This is a genomic window from Streptomyces sp. NPDC026394, from assembly GCF_055567735.1.
Genome location: NZ_JBVHPX010000004.1, coordinates 195,349 through 221,054, shown reverse-complemented (window position 1 = coordinate 221,054; position 25,706 = coordinate 195,349). Strand labels below are relative to the sequence as shown.

The window sequence follows — 25,706 nt, the reverse complement described above, 5'->3', positions numbered from 1 at the left end:
CCTCACTGCCCGACCGCACGGTCCACCCCCTCCACTCCCAGGCGGTCCAGCAACCGTGCGCGCAGGTCGGCGAACCGGGGGTCGGCGATGTCACGCGGGCGGGGCAGGTCGATCTTGTGCTCGTACGCGATCACGCCGTTCTCCATCACCAGCGCGCGGTCGGCCAGCAGCAGCGCCTCGTCCACGTCATGCGTGACGAGCAGTACCGCGCAGCCGCGCTCCTGCCACAGTTCGGTCACCAGCTTCTGCGCCTTGATGCGCGTCAGCGCGTCCAGTGCTCCGAACGGCTCGTCCAGCAGCAGCAGATCGGGTTCGCGTACCAGAGCGCGGGCCAGTGACGCCCGCTGAGCCTCGCCGCCGGACAACGTCTTGGGCCAGGCATCCGCACGGTGCCCGAGCCCCACTTCGGCCAAGGCCCGTTCCGCCGAATCCCGTTCAGGTCTGCCCGGCAGCCCGAGCAGCACATTGCGCCACACCCGCTTCCACGGCATCAGCCGCGGCGCCTGGAAAGCGACCGCTTTGCGCCGCGGTACCAGCACCTGGCCCTCGACCTCCCGGTCCAGCCCGGCCAGTACCCGCAGCAGCGTCGACTTGCCGCAGCCACTGCGCCCGAGCAGCGCGACGAACTCACCCGGTGCCACGTCCAGCCGCAGCCCGTCGATGACGGCCCGGCCACCGAATGCCCGGCCGAGCCCCCGCACCCGTACGGCAGCGCCTTCCAGCACCTCCGCCGCTTCCGCCGCCTCGCCCCGCACGGCCTCCCGCCCCTCTCCTTCCGGTTCCACCGGTTCTTTCGGCGCGGCCCCCGTAACTGTCTCCGTCACCGGCCGGTGAACGTCGGTCGCCATTGCAGCAGCAGCCTTTCGAGAGTGCGGACGATGAAGTCGGCGAGCAGTCCGAGGACCGCGTACACCACCAGGCAGACCACGATCACGTCGGTACGGAAGAACTCCCTGGCCTGGTTCATCAGGAACCCGAGACCGTCGTCGGCGTTGACCTGCTCGCCGAACACGAGCGCCAGCCAGGCGGTGGCGAGCGAGTAGCGCAGCCCCGTCATGGCGCCCGGCAACGCCCCCGGCAGTACGACGTGCCGGATCAGCCCCCGGCGCCCGAGCCCCAGCGAAGTCCCGGCCTCCACCAACTGCGCGTCCACGCCGCGGATTCCGGCGTACACGTTCAGATACAGATGGAACGCGACACCGAGCGAGATCAGCGCGATCTTCGGCGCCTCACCGATGCCCAGCCAGATGATGAACAGCGGGATCACACCCACCCACGGCACGGACCGCAGCATCTGCACCACGGGATCCACCAGGTCCTCACCCAGCCGCGACAGCCCGGACGCCAGCGCCAGCAGCACCCCGGCGAGCACGCCGACCGCGAGCCCGACGGCGACGCGTTGCAGCGACACGAACATCGCCGACGGCAACGTCCCGTCGGACACCAGCGTCCAGGCCGTACGGGCGATCGTCCCCGGCGAGGCGAGGATGTCGCTCTCCAGGGCCCCGCTCGCGCTCAGCACCTGCCACAGCGCGAGCAGGAACACCGGCACCACGGCCCGGGGCAGCCAGCGTGGTGCGCTCCGGCGACCGGCCGACACCGGTACGACGGGGATCAGCTCCGGCCCGGTACGCGGCCCGGCCGTCGGCGCCGCCACCGGCCGCTCGTTGCGCGGGTGCGGCGCGACACCGGGCGGCGCGGCCTGATCAACAGTCATGAACACTCCAACTCAAAGAGCGGCGGCACGCGGAAGCGCACGCACCGCGCGCCTGCGGCGGCACCGGACCCGCAAAGGGGAAGTGCGGAGAGAAGCAAGGGGGGAAGAAGACGGAGGAATCGTCAGAAATCAGAGGTCCGCCGCCCGGATCGGCGGCCGATCGGCGCTGGACGGCCCGAGCAGGACCGGCGATGGGCCGGTGACGGGCCGACGTCAGCGCATCCGCTCGTCAGCGCAACAGCGCAACAGCGCATCGGCGCGTCGGTGCTCAGCGCATCAGCGCCGCAGCGACATCAACAGCCGCGGCGACACGCGGAGGACGCCACCCGCAGCAGGTCGATGTGACCGCGCGTGGTGAGCCGGGCTGACGTAGACATGTCGCTGAACGTAGCGGCGCGGCTGAAGAAGGGTCAAACGCCGTCTCGCCTGCTGGACCATTGTTGCGCGGGCGTTGCGCGCGGAGCGGGAGCCGAGACCGGTCGAGCGAGGCCGGGGCCGACGGCGAGACCGGGCGAGCCCCGTATGGGCAGGGGCGCGGCTCGGCCGGCCGGCGTGCCGGGATTCGTATGCCCGATCTGAGAGGATCGGTGCATGGCTGCTAGTTTCACGACGCGAGAGATCGACGTCAGGACCGGCTCGCAAGAGGTGGTCCACGACCTGACCCGGGAGTGCGCGTCCTTCCTGCGGGAGGTCGCCGACGGCCGGGACGGTCTGCTCAACGTTTTCGTACCGCACGCCACCATGGGCGTGGCCTTGATCGAGACGGGCGCGGGCAGCGACGACGACTTGCTGGCCGCTCTGCAGGATCTGCTCCCGGCGGACGACCGGTGGCGCCACCAGCACGGAAGCCGCGGCCACGGCCGTGACCACGTGCTGCCCGCACTGGTGCCGCCGCACGCCACGCTTCCCGTCGTCAGCGGCGAGCTGGCGCTGGGCACCTGGCAGTCCGTCTGCCTGGTGGACACGAACGTGGACAACCCGAACCGGCAGGTACGGCTGAGTTTTCTCGGATAGAGCGCCGCGTCAGTGGGACTGTAGAGGCGAAGCCAGGCCGCACCAAACGGTCTGGCAGAGTGCCGTTGCCGTTCCGGAGCCCTCTCGGATCTGCCGTCCACCGTGATCGAGAGCTGCGTAGGTCGGCCGCACCAGAGCCTCATGCTCGGACTGACCGAGCAGTAGGTATCGGGTGGCCTCGCGAGGACTCCGGGGAGAAGATCTTCTCCCCGGAGACGGGGTGGTTTCCGTTCTCCGTGGATCAGTTTGCAGCGAGCGTTGCACTACACGAGTGGACTCATGGATGGTCCGGCTCGGCTCAGCTTATTCCTGTAGCGGCAGGCGTGGCAGCGGTCACGTCCCGCGGGGTAGAACATGCCAGCGCAGTAGGGTTCTTTCACTGTCGTCAGCCTGAGAGATGCGTGATCGAGCTGTCGGAGATGATTCGCGAGCTGCGTCGTGAGCTCATGGCAGCGCTTTCGGAAGGGGGCGGAGAGCATGTGCGGTTCGATCCGCGGCTCGTGCAGGCCGCGCACTCTGCCGACGGCCGCCTTGCTCAGTTTCGCGCCGGTGCTCCGGAGTTGATACGCCGCTACCGGCACGAGCCCCCGTGTCCGCGCGGGGTCTCCTCTGGGCGGCCATGGACGTCCATCGGCCTGGACACGGCCCGCGCCTACCGCGGACGTTTCTGGAGCAGGCTGCCTCGGGCTACCTCAGTGACGATGAATGGGACATGTTGGATGATGCCTGGTTCGAGCCGACGTTCACCGATCTAACAGAACGTGTCGGGGTGCCAGAGGCCCACTGCGCCCGAACCACCCTCGCCCTGGTACGTCGGAAGTCAGCCGGCCGTGCTATCAGCTCGCCGACTACTTTGAGCAGCACGCCCATGTCGAACGTCGGCATATCAGCCCGCCAGCCGGATTCTGAGAGGCAGCAGTCCACGCGGCGCCCCGCACGTCCAGCAACTCGCCGATGCCGCAGAACAGCGGTGGCGCCTGCGCCGCGCAGCCCACTTGGTCGCGCACGTCGACGGGCAACACGATGACAGGGAACTCTCCTCGCTGTGGGATTGTGCCGAGTCTTTCGAGTCCGGACGCGACGCGAGCGGCGCCCTTGCGTGAAGCCGCTTCGGACATGAAAGCTGCAGGGAACGGGATCACCTCCCGGCAGCTCGACGGCTGGTTCACCGCGCGGCTGATGTTGGGTACGCGCATGCCCTGATCCGGCTCGCCATGCTTCGCACCTCGGCGGAGGGGACCGACAGCCCGTGGTTGTGGCTCTGGCGATATGGCCTGACCGCAGATGGCTGCATCGGCCGACCTTGGTGACGTTGCGAGCTGTGTGTCAGAAGCACCGGGCCGCCGTCGGCAGTCTGCTCCTGCGGAAGAGTTTCCAAGGACTTGTCCGATAGGGGAAGACCCAACTTCCCTGGCCACGGAAGGGAAGCATCGCATGCAGAGGACCCACGGCCATGCTACGAAGGCAACACGCGGTGTCTCGGGGAACCTTGGATGCCATTTCTGGTGTACGAGGCGACAGGAAGGTCGTCGGGGTTGCCGACGCGGCTTCGCCTTGCGAACATGCGTTGGATGTCGCGAAGACCTGACGCGACAGTCAAGATCGATTCGGGGCGGCGGCATGCGGGCGTGGGTGGTCAGAGCGGGGCGGCGGGGCGAGCGTGAGGCGGAGGCGCTGGAGCGCGGGCTGGTGATCGCCGGCTGGCCCGGTACCGAGGACCTTTCCAGCAGCACCGGTCGCAGCGAGATACGCCATGTCGTTGATGCTGCATATCCGGAGGAAAACGCGTACACCCGCGGCAACTGGACGGGCCAGCTCTTCCGCTTCCGGCACGAGATGGCCGTGGGCGATCTCGTCGTGCTGCCCCGTGCCGACGGCACGTACGCGATCGGGTTTGTGGCCGGTGAATACGCATTCCGGCCGGGCGAGCCGGACGGAATGCGTCACGTGCGTTGCGTCGATTGGAAGATCAGGGAACTGACGCGTGACGCCTTCCGGCCGGATCTGTTGCAGTCGCTGGGGTCGTTGCAGACCGTCTTCGAGCTGCGCCGTTACGACGCGGCGAGACGTCTCGCGGAGGTGGTTCAGGGGAATGCCGACCCCGGCAGGCCGGATGACGGGGAGCCTGGCGCGAGTCTGGTCGCCCGACGCCAGCTGATCGAGAGGGTAGGGGACGAGGACCGACAAGCGGTTGAACCCACCCGGCTCACCGTTCGCAAGCTCCTGGAACTGTGGGATGCGGAGCGACGCTCCCCGGCTGCCGTGGCACGGATCCAGCGCGACCTCGACGACGCGGGCCTGTTGTCGATTCCTCCCTTCACGGAAGGCACGCTCGACAGCGTCATCGCAGTGGTGGCGGCGGGCGAAGAACCGGTCGCGGACGGAGCCACTCTGCTCACGCGGCTTGCTCGTGCCGAGGCAGTGGGCGAGCCTGCCGGTGCACCGACCTTCGGGGAGCGCACGCCGGAGGCTCGTGACATGTCCGGTGTGGTTCAGCGGGTGGTCGGAGCGACGCACACGGGCCTTCCGGGGCAGCGAGCGGGCAACACCGACCGAGGCGCGGGGGCGATTTCGCCAGGAGCGCCGACCGCCAATGTGGACGAGGCCGGCGAGGTGGACGCGGACGGGGGCACGGGGCATCCGTCTGTCGCCTATCTCGTGGGCAACCTCCCCTCGGCGAACGTCCCCGTTGACTTCGTAACGCCCGCGGACACCCTGGCGAACGCGCAGACGCGGATGATGCTGAAGGAGTTCAGCCAGCTACCGGTCCTCGACGGCAACGGCCGGTTGCTCGGCGCCGTCAGCTGGACATCCATCGGTGGGGCGCTGATGTTCAGTCCCGACGCAACTCTCGCCGACGCCACCGTCCCCGCTCCGGAAGTCCCTGCGACGGAACATCTCCTCGACTGCATCGGTCTGATCGAGAAGCACGGCTTTGTACTGGTCAGAAACGACGCGCACCGGGTGTGCGGGATCGTCACTCCGTCTGACATCGCTGTCGAGTTCCGCACTCGCGTCAGCCCGTTCGTACTGATCGAAGAGGTCGAGCAGCGACTCCGGAGGATCGCCGACCGGTGTCTCGGCATCGAGCACATCCGTGCATGCATCGCGAAGACCAACAAGAAGAAGGCGGGCCTGGCCGAAGACGCCTCGGCGCTCAGCTTGGGCAACTACCCCCACCTCTTCAGGGACCCGGCTACCTGGGAGCACGCTCGGCTCCCTCTCGACCAGAAGCACTTCACCGATGCCCTCAAGCAATGTGCCGAGCTGCGCAACGACCTGATGCACTTCAGTCCGGACCCGATCGGTCAGGAGCAGATCGACTTCCTGAACGGTCTGCTCGGCCTGCTGCGGAAGCTGGATGCGTCAGGATGACGGCCCCACTGTGGTGCGGCCACGGGCACCCGAAACCGGCCAGGGGCGAAGACCTGGGATTGTCGTCCCGAGTTCGCGAGAGGTCTCCCGGCCGCAGAGCGGTGATCAGTATGCTGATGCGGTGATGTGTCATTGCCTACTCCCTCCACCCATTGATTGCGCCAAGGCGGACATGTACGTGCCGGGGGCGGTCGCATCGTTCGAGCGGACGGCGGGGGGAGACAGGTGAGCGCCTTGAGTCATCCGGAGAGGATCGGGCCGTACGCCGTCGAGCGGCGCCTTGGCGCCGGCGGGATGGGGGAGGTCTACCTCGCGTATTCGGTGGCGGGCGACCCGGTCGCGGTGAAGGTGATCCGCCCCGAGCGCACGAACGCGCACAGTCGGGCACGTTTCGAACGAGAAGCGGCCATCGCGCGCACCCTGACTGGCACGGGGCGCGTCGCTCGCTTCATCGATGCCGACCCGACCGCCGACCTGCCCTGGCTGGCCACGGACTACGTCCCAGGCCGCTCCGTGTACGACACCGTGGACCACGGCGAGCCGCTGTCCGTACTGCACGTGGCCAGCTTGGGCGCACTCCTGGCCGAAGGGCTCGCCGCCGTGCATGCCGTAGGCCTGGTACATCGCGACCTCACGGCCAAGAACGTCATGATGGGCGACTTCGGCCCGGTGATCATCGACTTCGGGCTCGGTGCGTTCGTCGGTGCGGAGAAAGGCTCGATGTCCCAGGACGGCACCATCCTGGGTACGGTGGCCTACATCCCCCCCGAGCAGGCACTCGGAGTGACCGATGTGACACCGGCGGCCGACGTCTACGGCCTAGGGACGGTGCTGCTGTACGCCGCCACAGGCCACGCGCCGTACAGCGGAGTATCGTGGCCCGCCGTCGCCGCCCAGGTGTCCAATCCTGAGGTCGCCCCCGACCTGTCCGGACTGCCCGAGGAGCTGGCGGCAGTCGTCACACCGATGTTGGCCCACCGGCCGGATGACCGCCCCTGCCTCACGCACGTGACGCGCCAGTGCGCCGACCTCCTGCGTCGCATGGGCACGAGCCCGGCCCGAGCCCGCCGCTCCCTGATCGAGCAGACGACGCCCAAGGACCATCCCACGATGGTGCTGCCGCAGCCCGACGCGCATATGCTCGACCGCCTCGACGAGCTGGACCGGCAGTTGCGCGAGGAGTCGGAGCCGGAGCCGCCCGTGGTGGAGGAACCGGCTGTTTCAGTCCCGGAGCCCCCGAGCAGAGGGCGACCTCCAGCCTCCCGCCGGGTCGCCGGTGAGCTTCGCGACCGCTATGCGGCACGCCGAGAACTGGCCTGGTCGAGCCGCTGACACGACCGTGCCGTCACGGCGGCTGTCAGCCGGCACAGCCCAGCGGTACACATGAGTACGGCACCACCAGCGTCATGTTCGACGCGTATCAACAGCCTCAGAGGAGCAGTACGTGACCACGGGGAAGCAGCCCGAGATGCCCGAGGCGCGCGACGCCGCCCCGGCGGCCTCGCCGGGCACGAAGGCGGCATTCGCGCCCGGCGCCCAGGTGCGCGTGCGTGACGAGCAGTGGTTGGTCAAGTCCGTCGACGAGTCCCGCGACGGGTTGATGCTTGAGGTCAGCGGCGTCTCTCCGTTCGTGCGCGGCACCGACGCGGTCTTCTACGAGGGCCTTGACCAGATCGATGTCCTCGACCCGCGCCGCACCCGACTGGTGCCTGATGACACCTCCAAGCACGCCAAGGCGCGCCTCTACCTGGAGGCGGTCATCCGCAAGACCGCCCTCCCACAGACCGAGCACGGTCTCGCGCTGGCGGACTCGCACCTCATGGACCGGCAGGAACATCAGCTGCGCCCTGCTGAACTGGCACTGTCCATGCGCAACCCGCAGCCCCGCCTCCTGATAGCCGACGTGGTGGGCCTCGGCAAGACCCTTGAGATCGGCATCGCCCTGGCCGAGCTGATCCGGCGAGGCCGTGGCGAGCGCATCCTCGTGATCACCCCCGCGCACGTGCTCGAGCAGTTCCAGCGCGAGCTGTGGACCCGCTTCTCGCTGCCCCTCGTACGGCTCGACTCCACCGGCATCCAGCGCATCCAGCAGGAGATCCCGGCCGGGCGGAATCCCTTCGCGCACTTCAAGCGGGTCATTGTCTCGGTCGACATGCTCAAGTCGGCCACGTACGCGCACCACCTGGAGAACATATCCTGGGACGCGGTGGTCATTGACGAGTCGCACAACCTTGTCAACAAGGGCACCCGCAACAACCGCCTCGCCCGCCGCCTGGCCGAGCACACCGATGCGCTGATCCTGGCCTCCGCAACCCCGCACAACGGCGACGCAGAGTCGTTCGCCGAGTTGATCCGCATGCTCGACCCGGCAGCGATCGCCGACCCGAAGAACTACAAGGTCGCCGATCTCGACCACCTCTACATCCGGCGTACGAAGACCGACCGTGAGGTGCGTGACGGTCTCAAGGACAAGCCGTGGGCCGAGCGCGGTCCCTCGCTTCCGGTCCCGGCACCGGCGACCCCCAAGGAAGCCGCCGTCCTGGAGAAGCTCGCAGCCGAGTGGACCCCGGGCGAGACGGACCGGTCCTCGGCGTGTGCCGACCCACTGGTCGCCTACAACTTCCTCAAGTCGTTCCTCTCCTCACACAAGGCCTTGCAGAGGTCCGTCACCAAGCGCCGCGCCTACCTGGACGACCCCAAGCGCAAGGCCGACACCGACGAACGCCGTGCCGCGCTTGCCACCGAGCGGACCGCGCTGACCGAACTCGGCGCCCTGCTTGCCGACTTCACCGACGCCGACTCCGCCAAACTCGACGCCCTCGTACGCACCCTCAAGGACCTCGGCGTCGGCCCGCGCTCGGAGCGACGCGTCGTCGTCTTCTCGGAGCGGATCGCCACCCTGACCTGGCTCGCCCAGGCGGTACCCGCCCGACTCGGCTTCAAGCAGAAGGCGACCGACATCGATGAGTCCCGCCCTTGGAAGGTGTACGGCGGCACCGTCGAGGTCATGCACGGCGATACGACCAACGACCAGCAGCAGCGCGAGATCGTCGACCGCTTCGGCCGCGCCGACGAACCCGTACGTCTGCTCTTCACCGGCGACATTGCCTCCGAGGGCGTCAACCTGCACCACCAGTGCCACGACCTGATCCACTACGACCTGCCCTGGTCCCTGATCCGCATCGAGCAGCGCAACGGCCGCATCGACCGCTACGGGCAGGCCGTCAGTCCTGAGTTCCGTGCCATCACCCTCACCGCCGACGTGCCCTGGCGGCACGACGAGGAGACCGGCGAGCAGCTCACCCTCGACGACCGGCTCGTCGGTACCCGCCTGCTGCGCCGCGAGGCTCAGGCGCACGAGATCGAGAGCGGCGAGGGCAGCGCGGAGGCGGTCACGGGTCTGTACGACGACAAGAAGGAAGAGGACCGCCTCACCCGCGATCTCATCAAGGGCAGCACGGTCGACCGGTCCATCAAGCAGTCCCAGGCAAGTGCCGGCGGCGTCCTCGCCGATCTCCTGGCCAATGCCAATGCCCGTCTCACCGACCGCACAGCAGCGCAGGCGGTCAGCGTCACGGCCCCGGTGCGTGAGGCCGATGTACCGCACGTCTTCGCCGATACCCGGGCCTACTTCCACGCCGCGATGGACCTGATCTATCCGGAAGCCGAGCGTGAGGCCCTCAACTGGCGGCCGGAGACGGCTGGGGGCCGCATCGAGTTCACGCCGCCCGACGATCTGCAGTACCGGTTCCGCGAGCTGCCCAAGTCGTACCTCGTACAGGAGAAGATCCTCACCACACCTCGGTACGACGGCACCCTGAAGATCACCTTCGACAAGGCGTACGCCGCCCAGCGCCTGGAGGCGGCCCGCAACGCCAAGCAGGGCAAGGGCGACGAGCCCACCTCGCAGTGGCCCAACGTCAGCTACGTCGGCGACATCCACCCGGTTCTGGACTGGGTGACGGACAAGGTGCTCGCCAAGCTCAAGTACGACGAGGCGTTCGTCCTCGCCTACCGGGCCGATGCGGCCAAGGCCGCGGCCATCGATCCCGGCCTTCCGACCACGCTGACCGGGCCGGTCTTTCTCCTCCAGGGCGCCTACTCCAACGCGGCGGGCCGCCCGACGGTCGTCGAGTGGATGGCCGTCACAGGCTTAGCCGACGTGAATCCCCGCGTCTGGCGCATGGATTCGGCCTTCCTCACCGCCTGCGGAGTCGGCCCCGGCATGCCGGGCCGCGACAAGCCCGTCGAACCCGAACTCCTCCAGTCTTTAGTGTCCCCGGCCGTTGATGCCGCCGAGGCGTACCTGCGCGAGCGCCGCGCCGACTACGACCGGCAGGTCGACGCCTACCTCGCCCCGTACGAGGAGAAGGTGCGGGACTGGGAGCAGGAGGCCCTGTTCGCGGTCGGTACCGGCAAGCGGAAGCAGGAGGTGTACGAGACCGCCGAGCGGCGTCGTGCCCTCGTCCGCCGCCTGCGTACCGCGGGGGACCCGATGCTGCGGGTCCTCGCCGCACTCGAACCCCTGCACTCCACGATCCCCGGCGACGCTGAGGAGTCCGCCCGATGAGCTATACCTACGACTCCTTCGCCAACCGCGGCGAATACCTGGCAGCCCACTACTTCAGCGAGGAGCTGGAGAACACCCTCAAGCGCAACAAGGCGGGCGAGGAGGGTCTGTTCAGTCTCTGGACCAACCGCGAGACCGACCCGCACGACTCCCGGCTCACTCCGCGCGAACTTCTGCCGAAGCTGCGTGGTGAGTACACCGCCACCGTACGGCCCCGCCTCGCGGCCCGGGCGCAGGAGGGGTACGAGGACGTCACCGACGAGTGGGCCGAGCGGGTCACCGCCTGGCACACGGACGTCCTCGCGGCCCTGGGGTACGAGGACTCGGGTGGCCGGACGCTCACCGTGCACAACGCCGGCAGGGAATACGATCTCCAAGTCGCCTGGCACGGTGACGGTATCGTCGCCCTCGACTGCGGCTGGACCGACAGTCTGGATGACGCCCTCGATGCCGACGGGCCGGGGGCGGCCCTGCACCCGCTCAAGACCGCTGAGGGCACGCTCACGGCCGGGGAGAAGCTGGCCGGCTGGCTGTTCCAGAGCGAACTGCACGAGGCGGGCGGCGAGCCGCCTCGCGTCGTGCTCCTGCTGTGCGGCGGAGTCCTCGTGCTCGCCGACCGCACCGCCTGGGCCGAAGGCCGCTACATTGCCGCGAGCCTTGACGCGGCCCTGGCCCGTAACGACACCTCGAAGTCCGGCGAGCTCGCACTGCTTGCCGCACTCTTCTCCCGCGACATGCTCGCCCCGCGCGCGGACGGCAAGGGCCGCCGCATCGACGACCTGATCAAGGCGTCGCGCGACAATGCCGTCGGCGTCAACTCCGAGCTGCGCAAGGGGCTTCAGCGCTCCGTAGAGATCATCGCCAACGAGGTACTGGAGCGTCTGCGCGAGGCGGGCGTCGAGCCGATCGAGATCGAGAACCCGCAGCAGGGCCCCATCGCCAAGCAGCTCACCCGCGAGTCGCTGCGCTACCTCTACCGCATCCTGTTCCTCCTGTACGCCGAGGCCCGCCCCGAGCTCGGCATCCTGCCCGCCGACGACTCCACGTACGAGGCGGGCTACTCGGTCGCCCGCCTGCGCGAGCTGGTGGCACGCGAGCGCAAGCTGGTCGATGAGGAGATCCGGGGCGGCTTCCACCTGTACGCGTCCCTCGACGTCCTCTTCAACAAGGTCAACTTCGGGCATCGTCCGCACGGCACCGAGCGAGATGACCACTTATGCGCCGGGGAGCGCAGTGAGCTTCGCGGGCTGCGCTTCGAGGCGCTGCGCAGTGAACTCTTCGACCCAAAGGCCATCACGCTCATCGGCCGCAACGTCCTGCACCCCGAGTGCGACGAGGAGACGCAGCCGCAATGGCTCGACCTGCGGCTGCGTAACGAGGCCCTGCACCAGGTACTGCGCCTGCTCACCATGAAGGAGGCGGGGGCGAAGGGCCGGCAGGGCGGCTTCATCTCGTACCGGAATCTGGGGATCAACCAACTCGGCGCGGTGTACGAGGGGTTGATGTCCTACACCGGCAGGATCGCGGACGAGGAACTCGCCGAGGTCGCCAAGCCGGGCAACAAGAGCGGCGGCAAGCAGTACGGCGACCCCGAGAAGGGCTCGTGGCTCATCCCCGCACATCGGCTGAGCGACTACCCGGAGAACACGCACGTCGTGTATTCCGCGCAGGACGCCGAGCAGTACGGACTGCGCGGCCCGAAGAAGTACGCCAAGGGGACATTTGTCTACCGTCTCGCGGGACGCGACCGCGAGACCTCCGCCTCGTACTACACCCCCGAATCCCTGACCAAGGTCACCGTCGAGCTGGCGCTCAAGCACCGCATCACGTCCGAGACGCGGGCGAGCGACCTGCTGAAGTTCACGATCTGCGAGCCGGCGCTCGGGTCTGGCGCGTTCTTGAACGAGGCGATCAACCAGGTCGCTGAGGAGTATCTGAAGCGGCGGCAGGAAGAGCTGGGCGTTAGCCTGGACACGTCGAAAGCGCTTGATGCGAAGCAGAAGGTCAAGGCGTACGTCGCGCTGCACAACGCGTACGGGATCGACCTGAACGAGACGGGTGTGGAGCTGGCGGAAGTGTCGCTGTGGCTCAACACCATGCATCCGGGTATGCGAGCGCCTTGGTTCGGATTACACCTGCGGCGCGGCAACTCACTTATCGGGGCGCGTCGTTGGGTGTTCGAGGCGGGCCGCGTCAAGAAGGAGCGGACGATTGGGGCGGTTACGCCGACGAAGCTGCCGTTCCGGTCCCCGGGCGACGGCGCAGAGCAGGCGCTGCCCGAGGGGGCTGTGCACCAGTTCCTGCTGCCTACGCCCGGGTGGGGTGCGGTCGCGGACGCGAGCGGCGATGCGAAGAAGCTCGTTGAGCAACTGGCTGGGGAGCAGGTGCGGCAGCTGAAGGCCTGGAAGAAGGTGATCGCCGCCAAGCCGAAGTCGACGGGCGGTAAGAGCAGTGAACTGGCCCGGTTGCAGGCGGTGGCGCGGCGCGTCGAGTTCCTGTGGCAGCTCGTTGCCAAGCGCATGGAGCTCAGCGAACGGGAGATCGCGCGCACGATCGACGTGTGGGGCGCCGAGGGGGAGGAGTACGGCTTCCTGCGGCGCGACAAGGAGGACGTGGATGACGGCGCGCTGCCGCTGACCAAGGAACAGGTTTTCGCGGACCTCTTCGAGGCCGAGGGATCTCCGTACTGGCGGCTCAAGCAGGTCATGGACGCGTGGTGCGCGCTGTGGTTCTGGCCGCTGGACCAGGTAGGGCTGCTCGACGGGTCGGACCCGGAGTACGCGACGACGCCGGTCGTCGCGGCCGGGGAGGGCGTCGACCTGGACGGGCTGCTGGCGTCGGTGGTGGAGACGCCGGCGCCCCGGTACGCCGAGCAGATCGCCTTCGGGGACGAAGGCAAGGGCGAGGTCGTCGAGCAGCAGGAGATCAAGAAGCGGGCGCCTTCGGGGGCGAAGAAGAAGAGGAACGGACCGGCACTTCGTCGAGCGATCGTCCCGCTGACGAACCTCGCAGACTGGCTCGACTTCCTTGAGTCCATGGTCGGCAGGAGGGACGTGCAGGAGGGCACGATCGTCTCCTCCGTCGACTCGCTGGAGGAGTTGAAGCACCTCGAAGAGGTGATCCAGACCCAGCCCGAGATGGACATGGACGAGCCCCGGAAGGCGGTCGAGCAGCGGTATCCGTGGATGCGGGTGGTGCGAGACATCGCCAAGGAACAGGGGTTTCTGCACTGGGAGTTGGACTTTGCGGGGGTGTTCGCCGGGAAGAATGGAGGGTTTGACCTGCAGGTGGGGAATCCGCCTTGGGTACGGCCGGACTGGAAGGAGAACGCGGTCCTTGCCGAGTACGAACCCTGGTTCATGCTCACAGAGAAACCGAAGGCCGAGGAGAAGCACCGGCGGCGAGAGGCGGAGTTGGCGCGGGGGGATGCGCACGAGTATCTGCTCGGCGAGGTGACGAACACTGTGACGATGGCGTCGTACCTGGCGGCGGAACCGGTGTATCCGTTGGTCTCGGGAAGCCGACCGGACCTCTATCGGGCGTTCATGTGCGAGGTGTGGGATCACGCGGCGGGCTCGGGAACAGTCGGCATGGTGCATCCGGACACGCACTTCGCGGGGGACAAGGAGGCGGAGCTGCGGGCGGCGGCGTATCGGCGGTTGCGCATTCACGGTGATTTCGTCAACGCCGGAAACCGCTTCTTCCCGCCGCCCGTGGGGCGGTCCAGCCACTTCGGCGTGCACATCTACGGTGCTGCCGGAGAGATCGACTTCGACTCGCTGTCGTGGCTCTTCTCCGTAGACGTGCTTCGCGGGTCCGCCAACGCTAAGGAAGAAGGTGTCGACCCTGGTGTCAAGTACGACGGGGACTGGGACGGGCGCCCGCACCCGAAGCGAGTGGTCCGCGTGACCACGGACACCCTGAAACGCTGGCAGCGGCTCGCCGGTGACGAAGGGCCGGTGGAGCACACCCGGCTCCTCACGCCGGTGAGCACCGCCGAGGACCCAGCGATCGATGCACTCGGCCTCTACCCCCTGCGACTCGGTGAGCTGGGCCCGGACATCACCCAGGGGTACAACGAAACCACTGCCAAGAAAGCGCAGTTTGGTCCCAGCAAGGACCAACGGCTCATCGACTTCAATACCGGCATCGATGGCCAGCACGATTACTCCGCGGCGTCGTGGAGCGAGGTGCTCCTGAAGGGCCCTCAGATCGGCGTGACCAACCCGCTGTTCAAGCAGCCGAGCCAGGGCGGTGGCGAGGTGCGCGGACTCAACCCGCAGGCGCTCACGGATGACGCGGTACCGGAGTCGGAGTACCGGCGGGTGGCCTCGGAGGACGTGTTCTTGGGGGCGCAGGACCGGTGGACCGACTGGGATGCGTACGAGGCGCTGCTCGCGTCGAATGAGGAGCGGGAGCTGGCGCGGCTGAAGGTTGCCGAGAAGCGGAAGGTGTTGTCGGAGGACGTCGAGGACGCAGAGATCGAGGCGTTTCTGTGGGCGAAGGCCGGTACGCCGTACAGCGAGCGGTACAGGGTGGCGTGGCGGCGCCAGATCGCACCTGATACGGAGCGCGCGCTCTACGCTGCCCTGGTCCCGCCGGGCATGACGCACGTCGACCAGGTGAACTCGATGAGGCTGGGTACCTTGCGTGAGACAGCGCTCGTTGCGGGGTTCTGGGCAGGTCTCCCTCTCGACTATTACCTGCGGACGAGTGGTACGGGAGATATGCGTGTGCGTACCGCAAACTCGCTTCCTGCCCCGCAGTCCGACCACCCCCTAGCCCCCGCCCTCCTCCTCCGCACCCTCCGCCTCAACTGCCTGACCAACGCCTACGCCGACCTCTGGTCCGACCTCTACGACCACAAGTGGCAGGCATACGAGCCCTGGGCGATCGCCTGGCCGGGCATGCGGACAGAGCTGCACGCCGTCGCCCCCACCTGGCAGCGCGACACCGCACTCCGTACCGAGTACGCCCGTCGCGCCGCGCTCGTGGAGATCGACGCATTGGTCGCCGTATGGCTGGGCATCGATGCGGACACCCTCATCGCCATGTACCGGGCCCGTTTCCCGATCATGCAGGACTTCGATTGCGTCACGTACTTCGACGCCACCGAGCGGAAGATTGCTGGGGACCGCTACACCTACGGCTTCGACCAAACCAAGGACCACTGGACCCAGTTCGAAGCCTTCCGTGAGGCCGTAGGCGCCCCGACACCCGAGGGCGTGCTCCCTGCCGAGCCCGCCACCCCGCTCCCCGAATCCGCTTCCGTCCCCGACGGCTACACCGCCCCCTTCTACAAGGCCAAGCGCGAGCGCGAGATGCGTGCGGCCCACGCCTACTTCACCCAGCGCCTTAACGAGGCCATCGCCAAGGGTCTGTGGGACCCCGTCAAGATGGAGGTTCCGAAGCCGTGAGGCCGACGCTCGAAGCGCAGGGGCTGAAGGAGAGCCTGCTCCAGTACCTGTCCACCACGTACGGGCTCGCCGACGAGGGTGTGCGGAAGGCGCTGCACGCGTTTCTCGGGGACGAATCGGCCGGGATGTTCCGGGGGCCGTACCTCCGTCTTCGGACCCCCTTCACCCGTGCCGACGACGGCTGGCAGGAGCACCTGGACTGGCGCCGTACCGACGGCTGGGCACCGTACGCGCACCAGGCCCGTGCCTTCGCGCGCCTCACCACACGCAACGGGCACACCCCCGAACCCACCCTCGTCACCACCGGCACCGGCTCCGGCAAGACGGAGTCGTTCCTTTACCCGGTTCTCGATCACTGCGCCCGCGAGCGCGCCGCAGGTCGTAACGGGGTCAAGGCCGTTTTTCTCTATCCCATGAATGCCCTGGCCACCGACCAGGCCGGCCGTATCGACGAACTGCTCACCGAGCACGACGCGCTGAACCGCGTCCGTGCCGGCCTGTACATCGGGGACAAGGCGGCGACCGAGTACGACCGGGTCTACACCCGTCGCCAGGACATGCAACTGTCCCCGCCGGACATTCTGATCACCAACTACAAGATGCTCGACCTGCTCCTCCAGCGTGCCGCCGACGCACCGCTGTGGGAGGGGTGCGACATCCGGTACGTCGTCGTGGATGAGTTCCACACGTACGACGGCGCGCAGGGCACCGACGTGGCCATGCTCCTGAGGCGTCTCGCCTCCGCCGTCGGGGCCACCCGCCCCGACCGGCCGTTGGGGACGATCACGCCCGTCGCTACCTCGGCGACCCTGGCCTCCGGTACGGACGCCGATGGCGTACGCGACCTGGTGACCGTAGCCACGAACGTCTTCGGCACGGCCTTCACCGAGGACGCGATCGTCGGCGAGGACCGGCAGACCGTGGACGCGTTCATCCCCGAGGCGAAGTTCCTGCCCGGTGAGGTCCCGTTCCCCGAGGCGATCACGACCCTGCCCGATCCGGCGTCCGGCCCCGACGCGCTCGCCGCACTCTCTGAGGTCGTCACCGGCGTTCGCATCACCGACCCGGTCGAACTCGGGCGCGCCCTCAAGCGCAATCGGCTCACGTACGCCGTCCTCAAGGCCTTCGACGGCAACGTCCGTACGTACGACGAGATCCTCGATGTGATGCGCCGCAGCGGCGCGAAGCGCTGGGAAGAGGCGATCACCACCCGCCCGCACCTCGCCGCCCTTGCCCTCGCCCGGTTCGTCGCCCTGCTCTCCGTGGCGCGCGATCCGGACGCGCCCGTCGGTCTCGTCCGTCCCTTCATGCAGGTGGAGCTGCATCAGTGGGCGCGGTCCGTGTCGCGGATGCTGCGGGGTGTGCTGCCGTGGCCACGGGCCGAGTTCGCGTGGGACGGTGACGGGGCGCCGACGCCGTCACGGGCCACGCCGGAGACCACGACGACCCGTGGCACTGATCTGTTCCTTCCTGCTGTGTACTGCCGGGAGTGCGGGCGTTCCGGGTGGTCCGTCCTCGCGCCCGAGTCGGATATGGAAGAGCTGACCCTCAAGGCCCACAAGATCCGCCGGGCCTCCGTCACCGCCGACAAGGCCAAGTTGCGCACCCTGGTCGCGGCCACCGACAACGAGGCCCGCGAGGGCAACGGCCGGACGAAGATCGACCGCGCGTCGCAGAAGACGCTGACTGCCGGCGGTGCCGGGGTTCTCATGATCCTCGATGGTGCCGCCGGCCGACTTCGCCTGCCCGACCCGATCGAGGACTACGACGGCGACGGCAACCCACGCCCCGCGACCGCCGATTCGGCCTTCGTGCTCGTCCTCCTCGGAGACACCGCCGAGCGGGCCGCCAAGGACGACTGGTGTCCGGCCTGCGGCACCCACAACGCGATCCGCTTCCTCGGTACGGGCTCGGCCGCCCTTGCCGCCGCGTCCGTCACCCAGCTGTTCACCGGCGGGGAGATGGACAGGGAACAGCGCGAGACGAAGACGCTGCTGTTCAACGACTCGGTGCAGGACGCCGCGCACCGGGCCGGGTTCGTCGCGTCGCGCTCGTACACCTTCTCCCTGCGGGCCTTGTTCGCCAAGCACCTCAGCGAGCAGCGGCCCAGCGCCCTCAACGACCTGATCGCCGACGTCGTCGAGGCCACCACCGACCGCGAGACGCTCGCCGCCGTCGTACCGCCGGACCTGCACGACGACGCGGGTGTGGACCGGCTGCTCTCGGGCAAGGGGCGCGGCGGGGACAAGCGGACGTGGGATCTTATCGGGGAGCGTTTCGCGTTCGAGGCGGCGATGGAGTTCGGCCACCGCTCCCGGAACGGGCGCACCCTGGAGCTGACCCGTACCGCCGCCTCCTGGGTGGACATCCCCGATGCACAGGCCGCGATTGCCCTCGTGCGTACCGCACACGAAGAGGCCGCGCAGCGCGGGCTTCAGATCACCGAGCACGACGACGCGCGCTGTCTCGTCTTCCTGCGCGGGACGCTGGAGCGACTGCGCACGCGCGGCGCGGTCGGCCACCGGTGGCTCGCCAAGTTCCTGGACGAGGCGGGGACCAGCCGCTTCTACATCTGGGGCGGCCGACCGCGCGGTATGAAGGCCTTCCCGAGTGGAGTCTCCGCGCCGACGTTCCTCCTCGCCCGGCCCAAGGACAAGAGCGAGTTCGACTTCGCGGCAGGGCGCCTGTCCTGGTTCCAGACGTGGGTGCAGCGCTGCCTGGATCTGACCCGCGAGCAGGCCGACGACTTCTGGGTGCGCCTCCTGCCCCGCCTCGCTGACGCAGGCCTGCTCTCGGCGCGCACTCCGCGCGACACGACAGCCCGTTTATACGGGCTCCAGCCCGGTGCGCTGCGGTTGCAGCTGCTCGCCGACAAGGAGGTCAACGAGGCGTACGTACGCTGCCCCAAGTGCTTCTGGGAGCAGACGGTGCACCCTACGCTGCTCGACCAGTACCACCAGCAGCCCTGCCCCGCGTACCGCTGCTCGACCGGGCGGCTCATCGCCGGGGACCGGTGGCGGGAGACGACGGGCCGTCACGATCGGGACCGTGACTACCGCGAGGACTACTACCGCAGCCTGTACCGGCGGGCCGGCACGTACCAGGTCATCACCGCCGAGCACACGGGTCTGCTCTCCCGCGCCCGGCGCGAGCGCGTGGAGGAGGCCTTCCGCAAGGGGGAGGGGTTCAACGACCCGAACGTGCTGTCCTGCACGCCCACGCTGGAGATGGGCATCGACATCGGCGACCTGTCCGCCGTGGTGCTCGGCGCGCTGCCGCGCCGGTCGGCGAACTACGCGCAGCAGGCGGGGCGCGCGGGGCGGCGTACGGGCAATGCGTTCCTCCTGACGATCCCGGACCGTTCGCGACGTGACCAGTACTTTCTGGAACAGCCGCGCGAGATGATCGACGGGCTGATCGTGCCGCCCGGCTCGTACCTCTCGGCGATCGAGATCCTGCGCCGCCAGTACACCGCGCATCTGCTCGACCTGGCGGCGCGCGGACGGCTGCTGCGCGAGGACGGCAAGCCGCTGGTTGCACTGTCGCGGAGGGTGGACGAGCTGTTCGGGCCCTCCGGCTACCTCGCCGACCTCGCCGATGCCGCCCTCGCGCACGGAGAGGAGCTCGTCGCGGGGTTCCTGGCGCTCTTCCCGACCGGGGTGAGCCAGACCGCCGCCGAGGAGCTCAAGCAGTACGCGACGCGCGGCATACGCAGCGCCGTGGAGAAGGCTGAGCGGGAGTGGGAGCGCGAGAACAACAAGCTGCGCACCCGCATCCGCACCATCCGGGCGGCGATCGATGAGCTGAAGGACGGCGACGAGGAACAGGCGCGCACAAAGGCCGAGTTGGACGCCGAGTGGCACGCCCTGTCCAAGGCGGGCGGGGCTCGGCAGCGGCAGCCGTCCCAGAGCGTGCTGTGCGACCTGGGGCTGCTGCCGAACTACGCGCTGGCCGACGCCACGACGACTCTGGACGCCACCGTCTACTGGCCCGAACCCGCGCCGGCCGAACAGAAGCCGCGCTACAAGTCCAAGACGTATTCCTACGAGCGGCCGCGGGCTTACGCGCTGTCCGAACTCGCCCCCGGGAACACCTTCTACGCCGAAGGCTACAAGCACCGCGTCACCGGCATCGACATCGTCACCGGCAAGGAGCAGGACTGGCGCACCTGGCGATTCTGCCCCTCCTGCGGGTTCGTGCGCACCGAGCACGCCGAGAGCGACATCGCACCCTGTCCGCGCTGCGGCGACGACGGCATCGCCGACTCCGGCAGCCTGTGGCAGATCGTGCAGCCCACCGTTGTCACCGCGCGCGCCAAGCGCGACGACGCGCGGATCGGCGACGAGAGCGACGACCGCGACCGGCGCTACTACACCGTCATCGACACGGTGGACATCGCCCCCGAGCACTTCGTGGCCGGAAAGTCCTGGCGGCACAAGCGTGAGATCTTCGGTGTCGATTACACCCGCAGGGCCGTGATCCGCAAGGTCAACGCCGGGCCGCTGCGCATCGGCGCGCAGGAGAACGACCAGCTCGCGGGCCACAGCGTACGCATCGCGCCGTTCCAGGTGTGCACCTCCTGCGGGGCCGCCAGCGCGGACGGGCGGCCGGTCTTCGACGACGACCGTGACGCCGTCGACAACTCCGCCAACCGCCAGAGCGACGTCAAGCACCACACCCCTTGGTGCCCGGTACGACGCGGAACGAAAGGCGTCCCGCAGGAACAGGTCCTGCTCGCGCACGAGCTGGAGACGGAGGCCCTGCGCATCCTGCTGCCTGCCGCAACCGTCCTGGTCGAGGAGAAGATCCACTCCTTCCAAGCCGCCCTGCGCCTAGGCGTGGACCGCGCCTTCGGCGGCGACCCGCAACACCTGGACACCACGCTCGCCTCCATGCCCGACCAGGCCACCGGCGAGAAGCGCAACTTCCTTGTCCTGTACGACAAGCTGCCGCACGGCACTGGCTACCTCGACCGGCTCACCGCCCCGGGCGACTTCCGGCAGGTCCTTGAAAACGCCCGCAGCATCCTGGTCGACTGCCCCTGCAACGACGAGAGCAGGGCAGCATGCCACCGCTGCATGCTGCGTTACGCCGAGGACCGGCACGCAGAGTACATCTCGCGCCAGGCCGCTCTGGAGATCCTCGACGAGCTGCTGGGCACCGACACCGACGCCTGGGACACCGAACAGGTCGGCAACACCGACCAGGTCGGCCTGGACGGACAGGTCGAGTCCGACCTCGAGACCCGGTTCCTCAAGGCCCTGCGCGGCTGGGCCGCCAAGCGCGATGACACCGTCCTCGACGAGAGCGGCGACAACAGCGGATACCTGCGCCTGGACGAGGCCGGCACGGTGCACGGCTGGCGGCTCACTGCTCAGCGCAACGAGGGCTTCACGCGTACCGACTTCACCTTCGAACGCACCGACGGGCCTAAGCAGAAGATCACTGTCTACCTGGACGGGCACCGCTACCACGCCACGCGCAAGCACAACCGGCTCGCGGGCGACGCCGACAAGCGCAACCGACTGCGCGCAGACGGCCGGATCGTGTTCCAGCTGACGTGGGACGACCTCGATGCCTTCGAGCAGAAGGCCTCGGTTTCCGGTGTGGGTGGGGCCGCGCGGGAGACCGCCGAGGCTGTGTGGCCGCCGTACCCGCACAGCGCTCGCGATGTCGCCAAGCAGCTGTACGGCGGCGGGGACGACCTCGCCGACACCGTCTTCGCCGACCCGATGAGCATGCTGCTCTCCTACCTGCGCGGACCGGACAACCCGCTCTGGGGCAAGCGGGCGACCGCCGTGGTGGGAGGCCTCCTGGGAGGCGACAAGAAGCTGCTCGTCGGTAACGGCATCCCTGAGCAGGCGCGTGAGCAGCTCGGTCGGGTGCTTCAGGCCTGGGGCGACACCGGTGGCATCGACCCGTCACACGTCACGGGATCCGGCACCCTCAACCTCTTCCAGGCGTGCGACGCCTCCGGCCTGCCCGTCGCACTCCTCGTCGACGGGGCCACACAGTGCTTCACCGCGCTGGTCTGTCTCGACGACACCGACCCGACCCAGCTCGGCACGCCGGAGCACAAGGCGCGCTGGCGCGCCTGGCTCCAGTGGTCCAACGTCCTGCAGTTCCTCGCGTACGACGGCGGCGACGGCGCCCAGCTGACCACTTCCGCGGCCGGCGATTTCGACGCGTCCGTACTCAAGGCGCTCGGCGGCGTCGGCGAACTCGAAACTCTCGTCATGCGCCACGGCAGCGCGGCGGCGGGAGCCGGCCTGATCGCGCGTGAACCCTCGGGTGACTCTCGCGTCGAGGCGGCCCTGCGCGACCTGCTCTGGGACCGGGAGATCCTCGAACTCCTCGACGAGGACGGCGCCGACGCCCCTCTCACCCGCCTCGCGCACCTCCTCGCCGACCGGGGAAAGAAGGCCCCCGCGTACGGCTACGAGCTCGGCGAACGAGGCTGGCTCGCCGACTTTGCCTGGCCCGACGCCGAGCGCAAGATCGCCGTCATGGTCGACCTGTATGACGAAGAGGACGAGGAGAGCGTCAAGACCTGGGGCGCCTACCGCGACGCGGGATACACCGTCCGCACCGCCGAGGAGTGGCTCGCCGACCTCGACGCGCTTCTCGCCGCACTGCCCGACTCCGACGAACAGAGTGCCGCACGATGACAGCCCGCCTGAGCCTGTACCAGAAGGCCGAGAACGAGCTCTACAAGATGGACTCGTCGGTCAAGACGAAGTTCTACGACTTCTGCCACCTCTTCCGGCAGAACCCCGAACACCCAAGTCTCGACCTCAAGCCGCTCAAGGGTGACGGCCGCATCTACCGGGCCAGGATCAACCTCAAGTACCGGGCGTTGTTGGCCCGTGCGGGGGCCGCCGCCGACGGTGTACAGCAGTGGCTGGTCGTGGCGGTCCGGCACCGTAAGGACGTCTACGAAGAGCTGTCCGTCGCGATCAACCGGATCACCGGTGAGATCGAGTTCGTCGATCTCGGTGTGGTCGGCCAGAGCGTGCTGCAGCGCGCGGGTCTTCAGCTGACGCCGGCCGCGGACGAGGCGGAGGCCGGGACCGTGCCTCGGACCGAGGCCCTGCTGCCCGCCGCCCCGGTTGCGGAGCAGCCGACTCCGGGCTCGGTCTCGGAGCCGCGTGTCTCGGTCCCGGACGAGGAGGCGGCCGTACCCACGCCCGCTTCCGCCGCGGCCGCGTGGCCGGTGATCGGCGACTGCACCGCCGAGGACCTGCGGCGCCTCGGCGTGGCCGAAGCCCTCGTCGACCTCGCGCTCACGGTCACCACCGAGGAAGAGCTCGATCAGCTCATCGCCGGCGCCCCGCGGCTGACCGCCGAGGTTCTCACCGGGCTCGGCTCCGGCATGGACATCCAAGAGGTCGAGGACGAGATCACCCGGCCCGCCGCCGCCGAACTTGAGCCCGGCTTCGAGAACGACATGGCCGCGGCCCTGTCCCGCACCGCGGTCACCACCGTCGACGACGACATTCGCAACGTCCTGGCCGAAGGCGACTTCCGTGCCTGGAAGGTCTACCTCCACCCCACTCAGCGCAAGGCCGTCGAGAGGCACTACAAGGGCCCCGCGCGCGTCAGCGGCGGACCGGGCACCGGCAAGACCATCGTCGCGCTGCACCGCGTAGCGCGCCTTGCGTCCCAACTTCCCCCCGGCCACGGCAAGCCGATCCTGCTGACCACCTACACCAAGAACCTCACCGCCGACCTGCGCTCGCGCCTCACCTCTCTGGTGGGGCCCGAGCTGCTGGAACGCGTCGACATCAAGCACATCGACCAGCTCGCCCAGGGTGTCCTCAACGAGAACTCCGCCCCCGGCTCGCAGCGCTCCCTCACCACCGACGACAAGGCCCTGGAAGTCCTGCGCGAGATCCTCTTCGAGTATGACGAGAAGCGCTGGGACGCCGAATTCCTCCTCGACGAGTGGGAACAGATCGTCCTCGGCCAGTCCCTCGCCACCCGCCAGGACTACTTCAAGGCCCGTCGGGCCGGCATGGGTAAGGCCCTGACCCGCCCGGAACGCGCCGCCATCTGGAAGATCCTCGACCAGCTCACCTTGCGCCTGAACGGCATCAGCCGCGAGACCTGGGCCCAGGCCGCCGAGCGCGCGGCGCGCTATGAAATGGAACGCGCCCGCAAGATCCGGATCCGTGCCGAGCGCAAGGAAGAGGTCGGTGGCGGCGATCTGACCCACCTCGACGCCAACAGCTCGGGCATGCGCTACCTGCGCCACCGCTACCAGCACATCGTCGTCGACGAGGCCCAGGACCTCAGCCCGGCCCACTGGAAGATGCTGCGCGCGATGGTGGCCCAGGGGCCCGACGACCTGTTCATCGCGGGCGACACACACCAGCGCATCTACGACCGGCAAGTCACCCTGTCCACCGTCGGCATCAACATCCGCGGCCGCTCCTCGAAGCTGACCCTCAGCTACCGCACTACCCAGGAGATCCTCGACAAGGCCGCCATGGTCGTCGGCGCCGCCACGTACGACGATCTCGACGACGGCACCGACAACCTGGACGGCTACCACTCCCTGCTGCGCGGCCCTGTCCCCGAACTGGTCTCCTGCGCCGATTGGGACGACGAGATCACCCAGCTCGCCGCGGCGCTGAAGAGCTGGCGCGAGGAGATCGTCCAGCCGACCGAGGACGGCACTGTGCGCGACCCCGGCGGCACCATGGCCGTCTGCGTCGTCGACGGCACCATGGCCGGACGAGTCGCCGCCGACCTGGAGATGAAGCACGGCATCACCACCGCCATCCTCACCAAGGACGGCCCGCAGGGCGGCGGCGAGGTCCACATCGGAACCATGCATCGCTTCAAGGGACTTGAGTACCAGAAACTCGCCGTGGTCGGCGCGAGCGAAGGCGTCCTGCCGAGCGCCACAGTCGTCGAGAAGTACCAGAAGAGGGACCCCAAGCGCTACGAACGCGAGCTGAAGAAGAGCCGCAACCAGCTCTTCGTCGCCACCACCCGCGCCCGCGACGTTCTGCGCATCTCTTGGCACGGAGCGCCGAGCCCGATCCTGCCGGTGCAGACGAAGCCGCGTGCCCGGGGGGTGCCCTGTTGACGTGGGCTTGCAGTGGTGTGGCCGTGGACGTGACCGGCTCGGTGAGGATGGGGTATCTGGAGCTGTGCGCCACCAAGCCATATGGCCTGGCGCGTGAGTCAGTGGGCGCGGACGGTGAGGGGCGGCCGGGTCTTCCAGCCCGGAGGCGGGCAGCATGACGGGAAGGTGCCGTGCTGACCAGCGGCGATCTGTGGGAGGGCCCGGCGTGATCTCGTGGGATCGCCGTGTCCGCCGGGTCTGACAGTGCTCATCCCGCTTGCGGTGCTCCAACCGGAACCGCAAGGCGAATTCAGCAAACAGAAGGCACTCACTCTTCACGCTGGGAAAAAGTGCCGCATGGTCGCGATCATCCGCACTGATGATGCGCTTGGAGAGGTCCGAGTTCGCCTGTCTCTCTGCCTGTCGCACTGCCGTGACCAGGTGCGACCTTGCCGACGATCCCCTCCACGTCGTTACCGGGCTTCAATCCGCGGGATCCCCGGATTGCCCGGACATGTGGCAGGACGATGAGATCCTCGC

At 68.5% G+C, this 25,706-nt stretch carries 10 protein-coding genes; 7 read left to right on the top strand and 3 right to left on the bottom strand.

Translation table 11 applies throughout. The features are described 5' to 3' along the window. Nucleotides 1-2 precede the first annotated feature (2 nt). From ACZ4QV_RS12375 to ACZ4QV_RS12365, 3 genes are all read right to left on the bottom strand, one after another. Nucleotides 3-848 (bottom strand): ABC transporter ATP-binding protein, encoded by an 846-nt coding sequence (locus ACZ4QV_RS12375; protein ID WP_467762856.1) that lies wholly within the window; start codon nucleotides 846-848, stop codon nucleotides 3-5. Beyond that, nucleotides 821-1,717 carry an ABC transporter permease gene (locus ACZ4QV_RS12370; RefSeq protein ID WP_467762855.1) on the bottom strand — a complete coding sequence of 299 codons (897 nt, stop codon included), beginning with the start codon at nucleotides 1,715-1,717 and terminating at the stop codon, nucleotides 821-823. Before ACZ4QV_RS12370 ends, ACZ4QV_RS12375 begins: the two co-directional genes overlap by 28 nt. A 293-nt stretch (nucleotides 1,718-2,010) precedes the next feature. After that, entirely contained in the window at nucleotides 2,011-2,094 is an 84-nt protein-coding gene (locus tag ACZ4QV_RS12365) for a putative leader peptide (RefSeq protein ID WP_358970165.1), read from the bottom strand. Between the two features lie 214 nt (nucleotides 2,095-2,308). Between ACZ4QV_RS12365 and ACZ4QV_RS12360 the strand changes: the two genes are divergently transcribed. The 7 genes from ACZ4QV_RS12360 (at nucleotide 2,309) to ACZ4QV_RS12330 (ending at nucleotide 25,187) form a co-directional block, all read left to right on the top strand. Next, nucleotides 2,309-2,731 (top strand): YjbQ family protein, encoded by a 423-nt coding sequence (locus ACZ4QV_RS12360; RefSeq protein WP_361147680.1) that lies wholly within the window; start codon nucleotides 2,309-2,311, stop codon nucleotides 2,729-2,731. Nucleotides 2,732-4,351: 1,620 nt separating this feature from the next. Further along, complete coding sequence (locus ACZ4QV_RS12355; protein ID WP_467762854.1) at nucleotides 4,352-6,106, top strand: CBS domain-containing protein; 1,755 nt, start codon at nucleotides 4,352-4,354, stop codon at nucleotides 6,104-6,106. 225 nt (nucleotides 6,107-6,331) lie between these two features. After that, nucleotides 6,332-7,438 carry a serine/threonine-protein kinase gene (locus ACZ4QV_RS12350; protein ID WP_361635742.1) on the top strand — a complete coding sequence of 369 codons (1,107 nt, stop codon included), beginning with the start codon at nucleotides 6,332-6,334 and terminating at the stop codon, nucleotides 7,436-7,438. Between the two features lie 136 nt (nucleotides 7,439-7,574). Beyond that, nucleotides 7,575-10,676: an SNF2-related protein gene (locus ACZ4QV_RS12345; RefSeq protein WP_467762916.1), complete on the top strand. Its 3,102-nt coding sequence runs from the start codon at nucleotides 7,575-7,577 to the stop codon at nucleotides 10,674-10,676. Beyond that, a complete protein-coding gene (locus tag ACZ4QV_RS12340) occupies nucleotides 10,673-16,093 on the top strand; it encodes a DNA methyltransferase family protein (RefSeq protein ID WP_467762853.1) in 5,421 nt (1,806 codons plus the stop codon). The genes ACZ4QV_RS12345 and ACZ4QV_RS12340 overlap by 4 nt, the downstream gene beginning before the upstream one ends. After that, nucleotides 16,090-22,761: a DEAD/DEAH box helicase gene (locus tag ACZ4QV_RS12335; RefSeq protein ID WP_467762852.1), complete on the top strand. Its 6,672-nt coding sequence runs from the start codon at nucleotides 16,090-16,092 to the stop codon at nucleotides 22,759-22,761. The genes ACZ4QV_RS12340 and ACZ4QV_RS12335 overlap by 4 nt, the downstream gene beginning before the upstream one ends. Further along, the gene (locus ACZ4QV_RS12330; RefSeq protein ID WP_467762851.1) at nucleotides 22,758-25,187 is read left to right on the top strand and encodes a UvrD-helicase domain-containing protein; all 2,430 of its coding nucleotides are present in this window, start codon (nucleotides 22,758-22,760) and stop codon (nucleotides 25,185-25,187) included. The genes ACZ4QV_RS12335 and ACZ4QV_RS12330 overlap by 4 nt, the downstream gene beginning before the upstream one ends. The last annotated feature ends 519 nt before the right edge of the window (nucleotides 25,188-25,706 follow it).